Source organism: Paractinoplanes polyasparticus, from assembly GCF_019710575.1.
Classification (GTDB): Bacteria; Actinomycetota; Actinomycetes; order Mycobacteriales; family Micromonosporaceae; genus Actinoplanes; species Actinoplanes polyasparticus.
On record NZ_JAHWFK010000068.1, the window covers coordinates 18,120 to 37,512 of the forward strand.

Consider the following 19,393-nt stretch of genomic DNA (forward strand, 5'->3'; position numbering starts at 1 on the left):
GTACGGTCGTCGCCCGGGACGGCGTCGCAGGCACGTCAGTGCTGGATCGGTGGCGCCATTGCAGCGCATGGTCTGTTCGCTCGACAACGTGCCGCTCGAACACGTCCAACCGGTGCGGGTACGGCAGTTGAACGCCCTACCCGGCCGGCGGCAGGCCGGCCAGCAGCGTGGAGCAGAGGGCGGCGTACCCGGTCAGGTCGTCGCCGAGTGCGGCGCCGGCCCGCCGCATGAAGGCGTCGAAGGCGGCCGGGTCGCCGACGGCGCCGACCGCGTCCAACTCGCCGACGGCGGCGGCCAGCGCCGCCCGGGCCTCGGCCGCGTACGGGTTGGCGTGCTGGATGTCCCGGTAGACCGCCGGGGTGCCGCCGGCGATCCGCGCGAGCAGGGCCAGCAGCATCCGGTGGGGCGGCGGGGCCAGCGCGGCCAGCGCCGCCGGATCGACGCCGAGGCGGCCCAGCGCGGCGCCGAACGACAGCACCGCGGCGTGGGTCAGCACCTGCGTGGCGGCGGCGATCCGGTCGTGCTGCTCGGCGTCCAGGGCGGTGACCACGCCACCGGCCGCCTCGATCATTCCCAGGACCGACGCTGCGGCGGCGGACGGCGGTGTGCCGTGCCGCACCGCGGCCACCGGCCGGCCCGGCAGGCCCAGCGCGGGCGCGAACATCGGGTTGAGACCCAGCGCCGAGCCGCCCGCGCCGGCGATGGCCCGCCCGATGGGCACCTTCACCGACATCGTCTCGACCAGCAGGGCGTCGTCCCGGGCGAGCCGGCCGACGACCGGCACGGCGGCGGTGGCAGTGTTCTCGTCGACGGCCAGCACCACCACGTCGGCCGCGGCCAGCAGCCCGGCCATCGCCGCCGACGGACACGTGACGTCCCCGTCGAGGTGCCGGTGACGAACCGGCCCGTCGGGCGGCCGCAGGTCGACGACGACCACCTCCGCACCGGCGCCGGCGAACACGTCGGCCAGCATGGTCCCGACCGCGCCGCCGCCGGCGATCACGGTGTTCGGCGAGGGCCGGGTCATCGGTCGGCGGCGGTGAGCGCGCCGATCATCGCCCGCGACTTGACCAGTGTCTCGCCGTACTCGTCGGCCGGGTCCGACTGGGCCACGATGGCCCCGCCGACCCCGAACGTGGTGGTGTGCGCGTCGGCCACGATCGTCCGGATGACGATGCTCAGATCGGCCGCGCCGCTGAGCCCGAACCAGCCCAGCGCCCCCGAGTACGGGCCGCGTGGGCCCTCCTCGAGCCGGTCGATGATCTGCATCGTGCGGATCTTCGGTGCGCCGGTCATCGAACCGCCCGGGAACGCCGCGCGGACGCACTGCACGGCCGAGGTGTCCGGCCGCAGTGTCCCGCGCACGGTCGACACGAGCTGATGGACCTGGGCGTACGTCTCGACGGCGAACGACGTCGGCACGTGCACCGAGCCGATCGCGCAGACCATGTTGAGGTCGTTGCGGACCAGGTCGACGATCATCAAGTTTTCGGCGCGGTCCTTCTCCGCCGTGGCCAGCGCGGCGCGCAGCTGCTCGTCGTCCTCGGGGGTGGCGCCGCGCGGCCGGGTGCCCTTGATCGGCTTCGATTCCACCCCGCCGTCGGCGCCGATGGTCAGGAAACGCTCCGGTGAGGCGCTCAGCACCGCGACGTCGCCGAAGGCCAGCAGCGCCGCGTACGGGACCGGACTGATCCGCCGCAGCGCGCGGTAGGTCGCCAGATGGTCGACGGGAACGTCGCTCGTGGCGGTGTTGGTCAGGCAGACCTCGTAGGACTCGCCCTCGGCGATCTCGTCGAGGCAGTGGGCGATCCGCTTGAGATAGCCCTCCTCGTCGTGGCGGAACTGAACGGACGACGGGGGCGCCACCGCGTCGGCCACGACCGGGGCGTCCCGCTCGCCGTGCGCGGGCGGGATGCCGGCCAGGACCGCGGTCACCTCGTCGAACCACCCTGTCACCTGGGGGGTCTCGTCGTCCGGTCCGAGACAGAGAAGGTGGCTCTCGCCGGTCTCGTGGTCGATGACCAGCGCCCGGTCGGCGAAGATCAGCGCGGCGTCGTTCCACGGTGACCGGTGCTCGGCGGCGCCGCCCGTCTCCGCCTTCAGCTCGTAGCCGAGATAGCCGACGTAGCCGAGGTTGAACTCGGTGGGCAGGCCGGGAACGACGGGCAGCGCGCGCCGGCGCAGCTGGGCGTCCAGGTAGTCGAAGAAGGTGCCGCGGACGGCGCCCACGGCCCGTCCCTGCCGGTGGACGCACACGCTCTGCTCGTCGACGCGGTAGGTGAGGTATTCGGCGAGCGGGCCGCGGTCGTCGCCCATCATCGAGAAGCGGGCCTTGGCCGGCCCGCCGGTGGCGCTGCTGTCGAGCCAAAAGCTGTGCGGCGCATCGGCGAACAGCTCGACATAGGCGCGTTCCGGGTCGACCGGAGCCGTGAGCGTCCGCCGGTGCACCCGGGTGGCCGGCCAGGCGGAGGCCCGTTCCCGCTCGAGCGACAGCCGGCGGAAGTTGGCCATCAGCTCCCGGCCGTACCGGGTGGAGATCGATTCCGGGTGGAACTGGACGCCCCAGATCGGCCGGGTGCGGTGCCGCAGCCCCATCACCACGCGGTCGTCCGTCCAGGCGATGGCCTCGAGCTCGTCCGGAAGCTGGGTGACCGCGAGCGAGTGGTAACGGACCGCGTCGAACGGCGACGGCAGACCCTCGAAGACGTCCCGGCCGTCGTGCCGCACAGCTGACAGCCGGCCGTGCATCGGCTCCGGCGCATGCGACACCAGCCCTCCGAAGAGGTGGGCGATGCCCTGATGCCCGAGGCACACGCCCAGTACCGGCAGCCCGCCGTCGGTGATGGCCCGGGCGCTGAGGCCGAAGTCGCCGGGACGCTCGGGGCGGCCCGGGCCCGGCGAGATCACGATGTTGTCGAACTGCCGGAAGTCCACCTCTTCGAAGGCCACGTCGTTGCGCACCACCGTCGGCGCCGCACCGTTCACCTCACCGATGAGCTGATGGAGGTTGTAGGTGAACGAGTCATAGTTGTCGATCAGCAAGGTCCGCATGGCTCTCCGCGGGATCATCCTGGCGTCCTCAGTCCACCCGTGCGGCCTGGATGACCAGGTCCTCGACCCGGCAGGTCTCGCCGATGACGAGCTCGTAGAGCCGGCGGATGAAGTCGGTGTCGATGTCGTTGGCCGCGGCGAAGACGGCGGCCCGCTCCTGGACCACGCCGATGCGGTGCGGCTGCATCATCGGGACGCCGCTCCTGCTCTTGAAGTCGGCGATCCGCACACAGCAGCGGAAACGGTCGGCCAGCGCCGCCTGCAGCCGGTCGTCGATCAGGTCCAGTTCGGCGCGGAGCGCGGTCAGTTCGTCGTCGTCCTTCATCGGGTGACCCCCTCGTCCGTTCGGTCGGCACGTCGAGCTGTCGTCAACAGCGGCAGGCCCCGGTGATCCGCACCGCTGCCCACCTCGGTCCATCGCGGGTCGGCGCGGAGCATGGAAGGCACGGCGGCCTCGTGGTAGGGCCCGTGCTCGACGACGAACCCGCCACCCGGCCGCAGCAGCGCGGTGGCGGCCTCCGCGACCGGCCGGATCACGCCGAGCCCGTCCGGTCCGCTGAAGATGGCCGCGGCCGGATGGTGCACGCCGTACTCCGGCAGCAGCTGGACGCCCTCCGGCACGAACGGCGGATTGATCAGCAGCAGGTCCACCGCGCCGAGCAGCCCGGAAAGCAGACCCGGCGCGGCCACGTCGGCCCGGTGCAGGACGATCGGCGTGTCACCGGCCGCGGCCCGACGGTCACGGTTCCGCGCGGCGAACTCCAGGGCCAGGTCGTCCATCTCGACCGCGTGGACCGTGGCGTCCGGGCGGGCGTGCGCGATCGCCAGGGCCAGCGCGCCCGAGCCGGTGCAGAGATCGGCCACCACGGGTCGGCGTACGGCTTCGATGAGCCGCAGTCCGGCCGCGAGCACCCGCTCGCTGTGCACGCGGGGGACGAAGACTCCGGGACCGACCTCGACCTCGATACCGCCGAGCACCGCCCGGCCCACCAGATGCCCGAGCGGGATCCGCTCGGCCCGCCGGCGCACCAGGTCGCCGAACAGCTGCGTGGCCGGCTCACCGGCGGCGTGACTGGCGTAGGCCGCCAGCTCCTCGGCGTCCTCGCGCGCGGTCTCGATGCCGGCCACGGTCAGCAGCCGCACCGCCTCGTCGATCGCCCCGGTCACGACGGCCATGGCCCGGCTCCCGCCGCGTATCGCTCCCGCCGGTTCAGGTGATTGCCGAATGCCGCGGAATCGTACGGCGGCACGGCGTCATTCTGGTCTTTCAAGTGACTTCACTCCGCTTTCCGAATACGCAGCAGAATCGTTTGCCGATCCTTTTCGGCGTGGCCAACGTTCTGGCAAAGCGCGGGAGCTGTCAAGAACGGGCACCGCCGTTCGAGGCGCTACTTGACGGCTGCGCAAAAGGCGCGGTAGCAAGGCGTTCGGCCGGACCGGCTGGGGTTCGAGGGCCGTTCTCACAATTGTTCCGAAACTGAGCAGGTGCTCGCCTGCATGAGCCGCGGCCCCACGACCCGCCGAGCCCCGAGCGGGCGTGCCGCTGGCAGTATCGACCGCCTGTGCCGGCATTCTTGGTGGGAGGGCAAGGCTTGATCGGGACCACTCTGCCGTCGGCGGTCGTGACCGTCGAGGCGTTCGACGACGTACCGGGCGAGCCGCCGTTCCCGGGTGAGGAGGACCTCATCGCCGGAGCGGTCGAGTCCCGTCGCCGCGAGTTCATCACCGCCCGCCGCTGCGCGCGGGCGGCGCTGCGCGCCCTCGGTCACCCCGACGCGCCGATCCGTCCCGGCCCCAGGCGCGAGCCCCTGTGGCCGCCCGGCATCACCGGCAGCATCACACACTGCGCCGGTTACCGGGCCGCGGCCGTGGCCCGCACCACCGACGTGCCCCTGCTCGGCGTCGACGCCGAACCGAACGGCCCGCTGCCCGAGGGCATCGCGGAGTCGATCACCGTGCCGGGCGAGCCGGAGATGCTGGACCGGCTGGATCGCTCCCATCCCGGCACGCACTGGGCCCGGCTGCTGTTCAGCGCGAAGGAATCGGTCTACAAGGCCTGGTTCCCGGTGACCCGGCGCTGGCTGGGCTTCGAGGAGGCCCGCCTGACCATCGACCCCGCCGCCGGAACGTTCACGGCGGAACTGCTGGTGGACGGCGCCCGGATCGACGGCGGCCCCCCGCTGACCGTCCTGAACGGTCGCTTCGCCGTCGGCCGCAGCTTGGTCCTGACTGCCGTGAGCTCGATGTGACGGGGTCACTGCTGGCAGTCAGCGATCTGCACGTCTCGCACGCCGAGAACCGCCGCATCTTCGACCGGCTGCGCCCCGCGTCCCCGGACGACTGGCTGATCGTCGCCGGCGACGTGGCCGAGACGTTCGCCGACGTCGAGAAGGCCCTTCGCGCCCTGCGCGACCGGTTCCGGCAGGTGATCTGGACACCCGGCAACCACGAGCTGTGGACCCAACCCGGCGACCCGGTGCAGCTGCGCGGCGAGCAGCGCTACCAGGCGCTGGTGCGGATGTGCTGTGACATCGGGGTGCTGACCCCCGAGGACGAGTACCTCGTGTGGCGCGGCGAGGGCGGCCCGGTCACGGTAGTGCCGTTGTTCCAGCTGTACGACTACTCCTTTCGCGTACCGGGCGCGCACACCAAGGAGGAGTCGCTGCGGCGCGCGTACGACGCCGGGGTGGTGTGCACCGACGAGATGCTGCTGCACCCCGACCCGTACCCGAGCCGGGAGGAATGGTGCTGGAGCCGGCTGCAGGAGACCGAGCGCCGGCTGGACGCCCTGGACCCCGCGACGCATACCGTCCTGGTGAGCCATTGGCCCCTGGTCCGGCAGCCGACGGACGTTCTGTGGTTACCGGATTTCGCGCAGTGGTGCGGAACCGAACGCACAGCCGACTGGCACACCCGGTACCGCGCGAAGGTCGCCGTCTACGGCCACCTGCACATCCCCCGCACCACGGAATACGACGGCGTCCGCTTCGAGGAGGTCTCCTTGGGCTACCCCGGCGAATGGCGCCGCCACGGCGACCAGCCCGACCCGGTCCGTCGCATCCTGCGCCCGTGAAGACATGGTCTCGTCATGGCGCTGGACATGACGGAGATCAGGTTTCGCCGCGCGCCAGGCGCATCAGGTCGCTGTCCAGGTCGATGTCGGCCGCCGTGCGCTGGGCCCGGGTCGCGTTACCGCCGAAGGTGTGCTGGTAACCGGACCAGCCACCGTCGGCGATGTCGCGGCTGACACCGCTGGCGATCAGGGCGACCAGTTCGCCGGCGGCCCGGTCGACGCGCTTGGACAGATCCGCCGCTCCCCAGTCCTCGGGCGCCGCGAACAGCGACGTCGGCGCCGGCAGGGCGCGCAGGAACGCGAACAGCGGCCGCAGGTGGTCGTCGGCCACCATCGCGTGGCGGGCCGATCCCGCCGTCGCGGCGAGCAGGACGGGCTTGGCGATCAGCAGGTCGTTGTCGAGCACGTCGATGAACGACTTGAACAGTCCGCTGAGCCCGGCCTTGTAGACCGGTGTGGAGACGATGACGGCGTCGGCCGCGGCGAGGTGCCCGATCGCTTCCTGGACGGCAGCGGTCGGCAGCCCGCTGACCAGGGTCCGCGCGACTTCGGCAGCGATCGGAGCGAGTTCGATCACGCGGACCGTGGTGTTGCGGCCGCTGTCCCGCAGGCGGGTGACGACGGCCTGAGCGGCCCGATCGGCGAGCATGCGCGTGGTGGACGGTTCGCTGGTGCCGGCGCTGATCGCGGTGATCTGCGCGGGGGCTTCACCGAAGCTCATGCGTGCCTCGGCATGGTCGCGGGCTTCTCCGGGTCGCTGTCCAGGTAGGGCAGCGCGCCGGAGGTGTTGTCACCCTGATTGGGCCGGGGCCGGGCCTGGCGCGTCTCGCCGTCGCCGTAGGCGGCCGCGACCAGCGAGCCGTGGGTCGGGGCGTCCGGGACACCGGGCGCCCGCCGCGACTCCATCTCCTTGCGCAGCACGGGCACCACCTCGGTGGCCAGCAGTTCGACCTGCTCGAGCACGAGTTCGACCGGCATCGAGCCGAGGTCGACGACCCACAGTTGCCGCTGGTAGTCGCCGAAGCCCTCCTGGAAGGTGAGGGTCTTGTCGATCACTTCCTGAGGTGAGCCGACCGACAGCGGAGTGCCTTCGGCGAACTGTTCCAGGCTGGTGCCGCGGAACATCGGGTAGTTCTCGAAGTACGGCCGGAACCGGTCGTAGGCGTCCTGGGACCGCTTGGCGATGAACGCCTGCCCGCCGAGCCCGACGAACGCGTCCTCGGCCCGGCCGTGCCCGTAATCCGCGAACCGCTGCCGGTAGAAGTCGATCAGCGGTTTGAAGTGAAAGTTCGGGGCCAGGATGTGATTCGCGAAATAGCCGTTGCCATAGAAAGCAGCCTGCTCGGCGATCTCCGGCGTACGGATCGCACCGTGCCACACGAAAGGCGGAATCCCGTCCAGCGGCCGCGGCGTCGCGGTGAACCCCTGCAGCGCAGTGCGGAACTTGCCCTCCCAGTCCACCACGTCCTCGCGCCACAGCCGGTGCAGCAGGTTGTAGTTCTCCAGCGCGAGCGGGATCCCCTGGCGGATGTCCTGGCCGAACCAGGGGTAGACCGGCACGGTGTTGCCCCGGCCCAGCATGAGATCCAGCCGGCCCTGGGCGAGGTGCTGCACGAACGCGTAGTCCTCGGCGATCCGCACCGGGTCGTTGGTGGTGATCAGGGTGATCGAGGTCGACAGCAGGATCTGCCGGGTCTCCGCCGCCAGGTAGCCGAGCAGAGCCGGTGGGCTGGACGAGACGAAGGGCGGATTGTGGTGCTCACCGACGGCGAACACATCCAGCCCCAGCTCGTCGGCGGCCTTCGCGACCCGGACGGTGTCCAGGATGCGCTGCGCTTCCGAACGGGGAATGCCGGTGGTCGGGTCGGGGGCGATGTCGCCGACGCCGAAGATGCCGAACTGCATGACAAGGGTCCTTTCACTGGCGGTGCGGTGAAGGGACCGTGCGGGTGCATGAAGGCCGGAGCGCGCGGTCGCCTGCGAGAGTCGGGATTCAGTCGTGCGGGCCCAGGGCGAGATGACGCCTCAAGGCGTTGGTCGCCTCGTCGATGTGAGCCAGCTGGTCGTCGGTGAGCGCGTCGACAAACATTTCGCGTACGGCTCGCAGGTGCGGCACGGTGGCCGCGTGGAAAGTCTCCGCGCCCGCATCCGTCATGACCACATCGATGCCGTGGACGTCGTCGGCACAGGAGACCCGGCGCAGGAGCCCGCGCTTCTCCATTCGCCCCAGGTGATGCGACAACCGGCTGCGCTCCCACTCGATCTGCGAAGCCAGAGCCGAGGACCGCAGTGTGTGCTGCTCGGCCTCGCTCAGCGCGAGCAGCACCACGTAGTCCCCCGACGACAACGATGTCTCATGCTGCAACCGGCCGGCCAGCCGCAGCCGTACCGCCTCAGCCGTCTCGACGTAATTACGCCAGACCCGCAGTTGTTCCTGCGTCGGCAACACCCGGCGCCTGGCCCGCTTCATCATGCCTCCCGAGTTGACACGTCAACCGTAGCACTCGGAATTGACGTGTCAACTCACCATCTCCCTCAGGCCTGGCTCCAACGCTGGTTCGCGCCGGTGTGACAACTCCACACGACCACGGCTGTGCCGTTGGCGGTGCCGGCACCATTGACGTCGAGACACATCCCCGTCTGGACGTTGCTGATCGTGCCGTTGCTGTTGACGTTCCACTGTTGGTTCGCGCTGCCCACGCAGTCCCCGATCCGTGCCCGCGCGCCCGCACCGGAGTTCGCGGGAATTTCCAGGCACTTGCCCATCACCTGCAGGGTCTGGCCGTTGCGGGTGAACTGCTGGTTGGCGTTGGTGTGACAGTCCCAGACAATCATCTGGGAACCGCTGGCCGAGCTGGCGCCGTTGACGTCGAGGCAGCGACCGGACGACTCCCCGCGCAGCCGGAAGGTGGTGGGGTTCGGGCTTGTCCCTCCGGTGAAGAACCGCCACACCTCCTCCTTGACCCAGCTGCGGGCGCCGCTCTCGCAGCCGGCACAGCCATCCACGGGGCCTTGCTGGTGCCCGCCGTCGAAGGCTGCCCAGACCACCGGGTAGCCCTCGCGGCACCCGGAGTACGTCGTGGTGATGTGGGTCCGGCTACCCGCGACCGGCTCCGGCGGGTTCTGCGGGGTGCAGCCGTTGTTCCGGACGAACCGGTCCCGCAGTGCCCGCCCGGCGGCGGGATTGTCACCGACACCGTGGATGCCCATGTAGGCGAACGGCTGGGTGCCGCCGCTGCATCCGCTGATCGGCCCGGGAGCGGCGATGGCCGCCACCGCACGGAAGACGGTCGGCCGGGCACACGCCAGCGCGTAGCTCATGGCGCCGCCGTAGCTGAAGCCGAGCGAGAAGCGCTGTGCCGTGTCGATGCACAGGGCGTTGTCGAGCCGACTGATCATGTCGTCGACGAAGGTGACGTCCTCGCCGCCGGAGTTGGCCCAGCCGTTACCGATGCCCTGCGGCGCGACGAAGATCGCGCTGTTGTCCGCCAGCCGTCGCAGTCCGTAGTGGGCGTAGACGTCCCCGTCGCTCCCGCCCGACGCGACAGCCTCGGCGGTGCCACCCCACCAGTGGAAGCCGAATATCAGCCGATACTGCCGGTTGCTGTCGTAGTTGCCGGGGACGCTCAGGATGAACGAGCGACTCTTGCCTCCGCTCTGGATGGTGTGTGTTCCGTTGGCCAGAGTCGGGGCCTTGCCGCACCCGGGGGTCGCCGCGGCCGCCACGGGGCCGGCGGCCGGCGCTGTTCCGCCGGCCGCACTGCCCTCCGCCGCGGCACCGGTAGCCAGGACGAGCAGGAGCGCGACCGCCGCCGATCCCGAGAACAATCTGTGCTTGGACATCACGGATTCCTTCCATCAGTTGGAGACGCTGGAGTTGAGCCGGCCGGCCCACCCTCATCGCAGAAGCCGTCGCAGATGGTTCAGTCCGTCGAGGGCGAGGCGGTCCTGCGACGGGGCCAGCGGGCGCCAGATCGACGCGGCGGTCGCGATCGTCTCGTTCTCCGCCGTGAACGACTCGATGCACACCGCGCCGTCGTATCCGGTTCCGTCCAGCACCGCCAGGAAGCGGAGCCAGTCGAAGTGGTCCGCCCCGGGCGCCCCACGGTCGGTGCCGCTGACCTGAACGTGCTTGATGTGCGGTCCGGCGGTGGCCAGAGCGGCGTACGGGTCGGCCTCCTCGATGTTGAGGTGATAGGTGTCGATCATCACGCCGACCGTGGACGGCAGCCCGCTGATCATTTCGAGGGTCTGCCCGATGGTGTTGACGACGCTCGTCTCGTACCGGTTGAGCGGTTCCACGCCGATCGACACACCGCGTTCACCGGCGTGGTCGGCGACCGGCGTGATCGCCCGGCGGAACTCCGCGTAACACGCCGTGCGGGCCGCGTCGGTCATCCGCCACGTCCGGCCCACCGCCGCGTAGACCGGCCCGCCGACGCACGGCGCGCCGACCGCCGCCGCGCTGTCCACGCAGCCCTTCAGATAGGCGACGGTCGCCTCGACGACGGCCGGGGCGGTGCCGACGAGGTCCCGGCCGGGTGGCGTGACCGCGCAGACGGCGGCCGCGGTGAGGCCGTGTGCCGCCAGCAGGTCGCGGGTGCGGACCGGGTCCCAGTCGCCGGGTTGCTCGATCGGCAGCTCGACCGTGTCGAAGCCGAACGCGGCGATCCGCGGGATCAGCGCGGCCAGGGCCTCGTCGTCGACCGGCGAGGCCCACACCCAGGGGTTCACACCGACAGCGCGCACGGTGGCTACTTCCAGCGCTGCGGATAGCCGGGCAGGCCGGTGCAGCCGCACATCGCGTAGTGCAGCGGGGGCATCTGCGGGTCGAGGTAGTCGTCGAGGTTCTCCTGGGTGATGGTGGGCTGCGGCAGCTTCCACGGGGCGGAGACCGGCTTGCCGTCGAGGATCCGCAGTGCGGCGATGACGGGCGTACGCCATTGGTAGGTCGGGTAGGTCGGCGCGATGGCCGTAAGTCCTTCGTCCTTCCACAGGCGCAGGAAGTCGAGCTGGTCCTCACCGTTGATCGGGGGCACCGGCTTGCCCGCGTCCTGGAACGCTTCGACCGCCGCGACCGCGACCGCGCCGGCGTCCATCCAGACGCCGTCGATCGTGCCGTGCCGCTGGAGGTAGTCGTCGACGATCTTCTTGGTCTTCGCCGGGTCGCCGTCGGTGAACTCGACGCCCACCACGTCCACCTTCGCGCGGTCGAAGACGAGCTTCGCGGCCGACCAGCGGGTCTCGAGCACGTCGACCCCCGGCAGGATCCGCAGGGCGAGAACCTTGCCACCTGGTTTCACCTTCTGGGCGACGAATTCCGCCCCGACGTGACCGAACCCGTATCCGCCGATCGGGTTGATGTAGGTCACCGGGCACGTCGTCTCGACGCCACGGTCGAACACGACAACGGGGACGCCGGTGCGGCACGCCGCCTCGACCGCCGGGGTCAGCGTCGCGGTGGTGTTGGGCGAGATGATGAGCGCGTCGCAGCCCCTGCCGAGCAGGTCGTTGATGTCGGCGATCTGCTTCTGGTCCTTGCCCTCGGCGTCGACGTGCACGAACTCGGAGATCTGGTCGCGGTGGGTCTCGACCTCGGCCTGCATGGTCTTGAACCCGACCTGACGCCACGGATTGTTCAGCGCCGCGTTGGAGAAGCAGATCTTGTGCGGGCCCGCCTTCTTGAAGGAGGCGGTGTCCACCGTGCTCGGGTTGAGCACCTGCTCCCACGGTTTGCCGGCCGGCCCCGTCGCGGTGGCCCCGAGCATCGCCAGCTCGGCCTCGTAGTCGCTGCGCACGAAGAACTTCGACTGCTCACCGGTGCCCGCGTCCGCGGCGGGCGGGCCGGAGGCGCTGGTCGCCGGCTCGTCGGTGGAGCAGCCGGCGAGGGCCAGCACGATGACAACGGCCAGCGATGGAATGGAACGTCGCACAATGTTCCCCTATCTGGACGGCGAGCGCGCTGCCGTGACGGCCACGGCGAGCAGGATGATGGCGCCCTGGACGGCCGGTCGGACCGTGCCGGAGACGCCGGAGAAGTTCATGAGGGCGAACAACAGCTCGAGCGTCAGCGCGCCGAGCATCGCGCCGGCGACGGATCCGCGTCCGCCGCCCAGGGCGACGCCCCCCAGAACCACCGCGGTGATGGCGGTGAACTCCAGGCCGCTGCCGGCCTGGAACGACACTCCGCTGTATCCGCCGAGGAGGATTGCCGCCGCTCCGGCCGCGCCGCCGCTCAGGACGAACGCGATCGTCCGGGCGCGCCCGGAGCGCACGCCGCTGAGTTCGGCGGCGCGCGCGTTGTCGCCCACGGCGATCAGGGTGCGCCCGAAGTCGGAACGCATCAGCATCACGGCGAGCCCGCCGAGCACAAGCACCACGAGCAGCGCGTACGGTACCCGGCCGAGCACCGGGACGCCCTCGACGGCCCGTCGGCCGAACCGGCGGAACTGCTCCGAGAGCTCGCCCTTGGGGGAACCGTCGGACCAGAGGTAGACGGCTCCGACCAGGATCAGCAGCATGCCGAGGGTGGTGATGAACGACGGCACCCGCAGCCACGTCGTGATGAGGCCGTTGACCAGCCCCACGAACGCGGCGGACGCGAGCACCAGCGCCACCACGGGCCAGGTGCGGGCCGGCTCGCCGTCGATGAGCCGGGCGGCGATCACGACCTCGGCGGTGACCAGCGAGCCGACCGACAGATCGAATTCCCCGGAGACGATGACGAAGTACTGACCGGCGGCCAGCAGGATGATCGGGGCGGAGCGGCCGAGGAAAGACATCAGCGAAGCGGGAGCGAGGAAGTCCGGCTGGCGGATCGCGACGAGGACCAGCAGCACGCCGAGGATCGCGAGGATCGGCAGCGGGCCCCCGGCGCGTACCCGTGGCAGGCGCCCCCGCAGCGTGTCGACCATCGTCACCACCGGCCCTTCCGCACGGCGCGGCGGGCATAGACGGCAACCGCGCCGATGATGACCACGCCCCGGACCACCTGCTTGGCGAACGCGTCGAGCTCGAGCTGGTTGAAGATGGCGTCGATGCCGGCGAGCAGAAGCACACCGCCGACCGTGCCCGCCACGCCGCCGCGGCCACCGGCCAGAGCAGTGCCGCCGATCACGACCGCGGCGATGGACTCCAGGTCGTAGAGGCCTTCGGTGCCGACCCGCGGCGCACCGGAGCCGAGGCGGGCGGCGAGATAGACGCCGGCGAGTCCCGCGCACAGCGAGCACAGGACGTGCGCGGCGACGAGGACGCGGTCGGTGCGGACACCGGAGAGACGCGCGACCTCCGGGTCACCGCCGACCGCGACGAGGTGGTGCCCGAAACGAGTGCGGCTCAGCGTCAGCCACGCGGCGGCCGCGACCGCGAGCATCACCACGAACGACACCGGCACCGGCCCGATCCGCTGATAGCCGAGGGTCTGCACGAGCCCGGGCGAGGTGCTTCCGGCCGGGCCGTCGTAACCGCTGTCCAGATAGCCCTTGAGCAGCAGCCCGACGCCGAGGGTCGCGATGAACGCGTTGACCCGGGCCCGCGCGATCAGCAGGCCGTTGAGCAGCCCCACGCCGGCGCTGACCGCGAGCGCCAGGAGGACACCCGGCAGCAGGGCCCCGTTGCCGCCGTTCATCGTCTCGGCGGCGACGAGGGTGCTGAGGCTGACCACGTACGCCACCGACAGGTCGAGGGAACCCCCGAGGATCACGAGGGTCTGGCCGACGGCGACGAGTCCCAGGCCGGCGGCGACGTGCAGCAGGCTCACGATCGTCGCCTGGTTGAACAGCGCGCCGCCGCGCAGCGCGACCACCAGCCAGCCGATCACCGCGGTGAGAACCAGGGCCACGTAGACGCCCGGGACGGGTCGCCGGGCCACGACCGACAGGGCGCTCACGCGACCGCCCCCGGCGCCGCGCCCACCGCCAGGGCCACGACGTCCGCCTCGGACGCGGCGCCGGACAGCTCGCCGGCGATGCTGCCCTCGCGCATGACGATGATCCGGTCGCTCATGCCGAGCAGCTCCGGCAGATCGGACGAGATCATCAGGACCGCGGCCCCTTCGCGGGCGAGCCGGCGGACGACGTCGTGGAGGGCTGACGTGGCGCCCACGTCGACGCCCCGGGTCGGCTCGTCGAAGAGCAGGACCCGCGGGCCCAGTGCGAGCCAGCGGGCGAGCACCACCTTCTGCTGGTTGCCGCCGGACAGAAAGCGGATCTCCTGGTCCACACCCGCGGTTCGCACATCCACGGCGCCGAGCAGTTCCCGCATCCGCGTGGTGCGGCCGGCCCGGCCGGACCACGGGCCACTGATCGCCCGGGCGGCGAGCAACGCGTTGTCGAGCACCGATTGACGAGCCAGGATGCCCTCGCCCTTGCGGTCCTCGCTGACATACGCGATGCCCGCCCGTATCGCGGCGCGCGGCGAGGCCAGCCGGACCGGCCGGCCGTCCAGGCGGACCTCGCCGGTGGTGAACGGCGCGACGCCGAAGAGCGCCCGGGCGAGCGCGGACCGCCCCGAGCCCTGGAGGCCACCGACGCCGACGACCTCGCCGGCCCGCAGTCGCAGGTTGACGTCGCGCAGCTTGCGGTTGCCGCCGCCGCGGACGGCGAGCCGGACCGGCCCCTGGTCGCCGGGCGCGGCCCGCTCTGGGTAATAGCCGGACAGGTCCCGGCCGACCATGTGCCGTACCAGTTCCGCCGTGGTGGTCTCCGCGGCCGGCACCGTCGTCACCCGCGTGCCGTCCTTCAGAACGGTGATGCGGTCCGCGAGGTCGAAGACCTCGGCGAGGCGGTGCGAGACGTAGAGCAGGCCGATGCCCCGGCCCCGGAGCCGTCGCACGAGGGCGTAAAGGAGCTCGACCTCATGGTCGGCGAGCGCCGCCGTGGGCTCGTCCATGATGAGCAGCTGGGCGTCGAGGGCGAGCGCCTTGGCGATCTCGACCACCTGACGCTGGGCGATGCCGAGCCGGCCGACCGGGGCGTCCACCGGCAGCGGGCCCGCGCCCATCGAGGTGAGCAGTGCCGACGTGCGGGCGAGCATCTCGCGCCGGTCGACCAGGCCCCGGCGCACCGGTTCGTGGCCCAGATGGACGTTCTCCGCGACCGTGCGGTCCGGCAGCAGGGTCAGCTCCTGGTGGATCATCCCGATCCCGGCGCGCCGGGCCTCCCGCGGCCCGCGGAACACCCGTGTCTCGCCGGCGAACACGACGCTGCCCTCGTCCGGTGCGTACGCGCCGGAAATGATCTTCATGAGGGTCGACTTGCCCGCGCCGTTCTCGCCGACGACGGCGTGCACCTCGCCGGGCGTCACGTCGAGGTCGATGTGATCGAGGACGCGCACGCCGACGAACGACTTGCTGACTGACCTGAGCATCAGCAGCGGTGGATCATCACTCGCAGTAGCCATGTCCGGCTTCCAGAAAATCGACAACCGTCACGCCGGACAGCCCACGAAGGGTCAACTCTTGACAGCCATGAAACATCACACGTATGAAGATAGATGTTCCCCGATGCTTAGGCAATCATCACCCAAAACCGGTGATGAGAGACGCGCACGCATAGTGGGAGCGTTCCCATGAGCAACCGACCAGCAGGCTCAGCCGCCTTGAACTGATCGAAGCTCATTAATTGAATGAGGATCTTCGGCGCTCTGCCCCCGAAGGAGAGAACACGGCACTCTGTGACACTCCGTGATATTCGCGTGGGTGCAGACAACCATGACCAGGAGAGACGCATGCGCCGCTCAACACTGACCATCGGGCTGATCGCGGGCATGCTGCTCTCGCTCGCGCTCGTCGCCCCGGCATCGGCCGCTCCGGCCTTCCGCGCCCTGCTCTTCACCAAGACGGCGGGCTACCGCCACGACTCGATCCCCGCCGGGATCTCGATGTTCCAACAGCAGGCCGCCGCCAACAACTTCGAGTTGGTGCACAGCGAGGACGCCGGCGTCTTCACCCCGGCCAACCTCGCCACCTTCGACGTGCTCATCATGTTCCAGACCTCGGGCATGGTGTGGACGTCGGCCGCCCAGCGCCAGGCGGTGGAGGGCTATCTCTCCTCCGGCAAGGGCATCGTCGCCGTCCACAACGCCACGGACATGGGCATCGAAGGTGAATACCCGTGGTGGGACCAGACGGTCAACGCCGGCGCGCACATGCCGGAGCACTCACCCGGCGTCCTGCAGGGCACCGCCATCGTGGCCGACAAGAAACATCCCTCGACAGCGAGCCTGCCCGACCGCTGGATCCGCAACGAGGAGTGGTACAACTTCGACCGCAACCCGCGCGGCGACGTGCACGTCCTCGTGACCGCGGACGAACGGACGTACAACCCGGGTTCGCGCGCGATGGGCCCCGATCACCCGATCTCCTGGTGCCGTAACACCGCCGGCGGCCGGGTATGGGCCACCGGGATGGGTCACGCCGCCGAGTCCTACAGCGAGACCAACTTCCGCAACCACGTCCTGGGCGGGGTGAAGTGGGCCGCCGGCGCCGAGCCCGGCGAGTGCGGCGGGACGGTCTGGAGCAACTTCCAGAAACGTACGCTCGACGACGGCACCACCGACCCGATGGCGCTGGCCGTCGCGCCCGACGGACGGGTCCTCTACGTCCAGCGCGGCGGACAGGTGAAGATCTTCAAGCCCTCGTCCAACAGCACCGTCACGGCGGGCACGCTGAGCGTCTACACCGGCGGCGAGGACGGTCTGACCGGGCTGGCGCTGGACCCCGCCTTCGCCAGTAACGGATACGTGTACCTGTACCACTCGCCCGCGAACAGCACGACAGACGTGAACCGGGTTTCCCGCTTCACCCTCACCGGCGACACGCTGAACGTCTCCAGCGGGGTCACCATCATCGACATCCCGGCCTACCGGGACCGCACCTTCCCCGAGCCGGGGCACACCGGCGGATACATCGAGTTCGGCCCGGACGGCAACCTCTACATCGGCACCGGTGACGACACCCCGCCCAACCTCGACCCGAACTGGCAGGGCTACGCCCCGCTGGACTGGCGGAACGGCAAGGCCAACCTCGACGCGGCCCGCACCGCCGGCAACACCAACGACCTGCGCGGCAAGCTGCTGCGCATCCGGCCGCAGGCCGGCGGCGGCTACACCGTGCCGTCGGGGAACCTCTACCCGTCGGGAACGGCGCAGACCCGGCCGGAAATCTACGCGATGGGCTTCCGCAACCCGTTCCGCTTCTCCATCGACCCGGCCAACGGCTGGGTCTACCTCGCCGACTACGGACCCGACCGCAACCCGCCGACCACCAACCGGGGGCCGGAAGGTCTCGTCGAACTCAACGTGATCAAGGCGCCGGGCAACTACGGCTGGCCGTTCTGCCACGGCGACAACCAGCCCTACGCCCCCTTCAACCCGGACACCGGCGTGGTCGGCGCCAAGTTCAACTGCTCGTCACCGGTCAACAACTCGCCCAACAACACCGGGCTGAGCAGCCTGCGCCCGGTCGTCGCCCCGAACATCTGGTACGGCTACGGCACCTCGCCGACCTTCCCGGAACTCGGCTCGGGCGGCTCCGCGCCGATGGGCGGGCCGGTGTACCGGTACGACGCGGCCAACCCGTCCGACACGAAGTTCCCGGCCTACTACGACGGCGTCCATTTCTTCTACGAGTGGTCCCGCAACTACGTCAAGGAGGTGCACTTCGACGCCGGCACGGCGGTGACCCGCACCAACCCGTTCCTGCCGGGCGGACGCTTCAACAAGCCGATGGACATGGAGTTCGGCCGCGACGGCTCCCTCTACCTCCTCGAATGGGGCACCAACTTCGGCGGCGGCAACAGCGACTCCGGGCTCTACCGGATCGACTACGTCCAGGGCGGGCAGTCCCCGGTCGCCAAGGCCACCGGGACGCCCACCAGTGGCACGGCGCCGCTGACCGTCCAGTTCAGCAGCGCCGGCACGACCGACCCCGATCCCGGCTCCACGCTGAGCTATCAGTGGACCTTCGGTGACGGCACAACCTCCACGGCCGCCAACCCCAGCCACACCTACACCGGCAACGGCAACTACACCGCCCAGCTGAAGGTCACCGACCAGTCGGGCAAGTCCGGCTTCTCCAACGTCACGATCACGGTCGGCAACACCGCTCCGGTCGTCACCATCACCACACCGGCCAGCGGCGGCATGCTCGACTTCGGGGACCGGGTGTCGTACACGGTCAGCGTCACCGACCCGGGCGGCGCCGCGGTCGACTGCACCAAGGTCTTCGTCAACCCCGCTCTCGGGCACGACGACCACGCGCACGAGACCACCGAATACCCGGGCTGCTCGGGCACGATCCGCACCGAGCTCCTCGGCGGGCACCCGGACGGCGCCAACCTCTTCTACGTCCTCAACGCGCGGTACACCGACAACGGTGGCGCGGGCGGCGCGGCGCCGCTGACCGGCCATGCCCAGGCGATCCTGCAGCCCAAGCACAAGCAGTCCGAGTACTACTCCAGTCAGTCCGGCACCCGCGTCGTCGAGCAGACCGCAGCGGAGAGCGGCAAACGCATCGGGGACATCTCTGCCGGCGACTGGGTGGCCTTCACCCCGATGAGCCTGGCCGGCATCTCGACGGTCAGCTACCGCGTGTCGTCACCATCGGGCGGCGGGTCGATCGAGCTCCGCGCCGGCTCGCCGACCGGCACACTGCTCGCCACCACCACGGTTCAGAGCACCGGAGGCTGGAACAACTACCAGTCCACGGCCCCGGTGAGCCTCACCGGCACCGCCGGGACCCAGACCCTCTACATGGTGTTCAGAGGCAGTGGATTCGACCTCGACTCGCACACTTTCGGCGGCAGCGGCGTCGGCGTGCCGACCGACACCGGCGTCGCGGGCAAGACCTGGACGTTGACCGCTCAGCACAGCACAAAGCTGATGGACGTCAGTGGCGCCTCCACCGCCGACGGTGCCGCGATCAACCAGTGGGCGGCCACCGGCGGCGCCAACCAAAGGTGGCAGGCGGTGGACGCCGGCGGTGGCGCCGTCAACCTGAAAGCGTTGCACAGCAACAAGTGCGTGGAAGTGACCGGCAACTCCTCCGCGGCGGGCGCATTCCTGCAACAGGCCACCTGCACCAGTGGCAACCAGCAGAAGTTCACCGCCACACCGACCGGGACGTCCGGTGTCTACACCGTGCGCAGCGTGTCCAGCGGGCTCTGCGTGGATGTGAACGGCGCCGCGAACAATGACGGGGCGCGGCTCCTGCAATGGACCTGCCAGGGCTCGCTCAACCAGCAGTGGCGTTTCAGCCCGGTGTGACAGACA

The 19,393-nt window shown here is 70.5% G+C and carries 16 protein-coding genes; 3 read left to right on the forward strand and 13 right to left on the reverse strand.

What is annotated here, in order from left to right:
• Positions 1 to 136: 136 nt before the first annotated feature.
• Genes KXC43_RS47150 through KXC43_RS47165 form a run of 4 tightly spaced genes read right to left on the reverse strand, consistent with a single transcriptional unit; the run spans position 137 to position 4,227 of the window.
• Positions 137 to 1,027: a prephenate dehydrogenase dimerization domain-containing protein gene (locus tag KXC43_RS47150; protein WP_221382834.1), complete on the reverse strand. Its 891-nt coding sequence runs from the start codon at positions 1,025 to 1,027 to the stop codon at positions 137 to 139.
• On the reverse strand, positions 1,024 to 3,051 hold the full coding sequence (gene pabB, locus KXC43_RS47155) for an aminodeoxychorismate synthase component I (protein WP_221382835.1): 2,028 nt from the start codon (positions 3,049 to 3,051) through the stop codon (positions 1,024 to 1,026). Before pabB ends, KXC43_RS47150 begins: the two co-directional genes overlap by 4 nt.
• 28 nt (positions 3,052 to 3,079) lie before the next feature.
• Positions 3,080 to 3,376 carry a chorismate mutase gene (locus KXC43_RS47160; protein ID WP_221382836.1) on the reverse strand — a complete coding sequence of 99 codons (297 nt, stop codon included), beginning with the start codon at positions 3,374 to 3,376 and terminating at the stop codon, positions 3,080 to 3,082.
• Entirely contained in the window at positions 3,373 to 4,227 is an 855-nt protein-coding gene (locus KXC43_RS47165) for a N5-glutamine methyltransferase family protein (protein WP_221382837.1), read from the reverse strand. The genes KXC43_RS47160 and KXC43_RS47165 overlap by 4 nt, the downstream gene beginning before the upstream one ends.
• Before the next feature lie 416 nt (positions 4,228 to 4,643).
• Here KXC43_RS47165 and KXC43_RS47170 point away from each other — a divergent pair, with 416 nt between their 5' ends.
• Both KXC43_RS47170 and KXC43_RS47175 read left to right on the forward strand, forming a co-directional pair.
• Positions 4,644 to 5,300: a 4'-phosphopantetheinyl transferase family protein gene (locus tag KXC43_RS47170; RefSeq protein ID WP_221382838.1), complete on the forward strand. Its 657-nt coding sequence runs from the start codon at positions 4,644 to 4,646 to the stop codon at positions 5,298 to 5,300.
• Positions 5,297 to 6,124: a metallophosphoesterase family protein gene (locus tag KXC43_RS47175; RefSeq protein ID WP_221382839.1), complete on the forward strand. Its 828-nt coding sequence runs from the start codon at positions 5,297 to 5,299 to the stop codon at positions 6,122 to 6,124. The genes KXC43_RS47170 and KXC43_RS47175 overlap by 4 nt, the downstream gene beginning before the upstream one ends.
• Positions 6,125 to 6,161: 37 nt before the next feature.
• Here KXC43_RS47175 and KXC43_RS47180 read toward each other — a convergent pair whose 3' ends face one another.
• The 9 genes from KXC43_RS47180 to KXC43_RS47220 form a co-directional block, all read right to left on the reverse strand.
• Positions 6,162 to 6,845, reverse strand: coding sequence for a CE1759 family FMN reductase (locus tag KXC43_RS47180; RefSeq protein ID WP_221382840.1), 684 nt, complete (start codon positions 6,843 to 6,845; stop codon positions 6,162 to 6,164).
• Complete coding sequence (locus KXC43_RS47185; protein WP_221382841.1) at positions 6,842 to 8,029, reverse strand: CE1758 family FMN-dependent luciferase-like monooxygenase; 1,188 nt, start codon at positions 8,027 to 8,029, stop codon at positions 6,842 to 6,844. The genes KXC43_RS47180 and KXC43_RS47185 overlap by 4 nt, the downstream gene beginning before the upstream one ends.
• Before the next feature lie 88 nt (positions 8,030 to 8,117).
• Positions 8,118 to 8,594: a MarR family winged helix-turn-helix transcriptional regulator gene (locus KXC43_RS47190; RefSeq protein WP_255646046.1), complete on the reverse strand. Its 477-nt coding sequence runs from the start codon at positions 8,592 to 8,594 to the stop codon at positions 8,118 to 8,120.
• Between the two features lie 65 nt (positions 8,595 to 8,659).
• Positions 8,660 to 9,967, reverse strand: coding sequence for an RICIN domain-containing protein (locus KXC43_RS47195; RefSeq protein WP_221382843.1), 1,308 nt, complete (start codon positions 9,965 to 9,967; stop codon positions 8,660 to 8,662).
• 54 nt (positions 9,968 to 10,021) lie between these two features.
• Positions 10,022 to 10,873 carry a sugar phosphate isomerase/epimerase family protein gene (locus tag KXC43_RS47200; RefSeq protein ID WP_221382844.1) on the reverse strand — a complete coding sequence of 284 codons (852 nt, stop codon included), beginning with the start codon at positions 10,871 to 10,873 and terminating at the stop codon, positions 10,022 to 10,024.
• 5 nt (positions 10,874 to 10,878) lie between these two features.
• Positions 10,879 to 12,057 (reverse strand): substrate-binding domain-containing protein, encoded by a 1,179-nt coding sequence (locus KXC43_RS47205; protein WP_308129582.1) that lies wholly within the window; start codon positions 12,055 to 12,057, stop codon positions 10,879 to 10,881.
• A gap of 9 nt (positions 12,058 to 12,066) precedes the next feature.
• Complete coding sequence (locus tag KXC43_RS47210) at positions 12,067 to 13,038, reverse strand: ABC transporter permease (RefSeq protein WP_221382860.1); 972 nt, start codon at positions 13,036 to 13,038, stop codon at positions 12,067 to 12,069.
• Between the two features lie 2 nt (positions 13,039 to 13,040).
• Complete coding sequence (locus tag KXC43_RS47215) at positions 13,041 to 14,012, reverse strand: ABC transporter permease (protein WP_221382845.1); 972 nt, start codon at positions 14,010 to 14,012, stop codon at positions 13,041 to 13,043.
• Positions 14,009 to 15,523 (reverse strand): sugar ABC transporter ATP-binding protein, encoded by a 1,515-nt coding sequence (locus KXC43_RS47220; protein WP_221382846.1) that lies wholly within the window; start codon positions 15,521 to 15,523, stop codon positions 14,009 to 14,011. The genes KXC43_RS47215 and KXC43_RS47220 overlap by 4 nt, the downstream gene beginning before the upstream one ends.
• A gap of 327 nt (positions 15,524 to 15,850) precedes the next feature.
• On the opposite strand from KXC43_RS47220, the gene KXC43_RS47225 reads away from it, so the two are divergent.
• Positions 15,851 to 19,387 (forward strand): ThuA domain-containing protein, encoded by a 3,537-nt coding sequence (locus tag KXC43_RS47225; RefSeq protein WP_221382847.1) that lies wholly within the window; start codon positions 15,851 to 15,853, stop codon positions 19,385 to 19,387.
• The last annotated feature ends 6 nt before the right edge of the window (positions 19,388 to 19,393 follow it).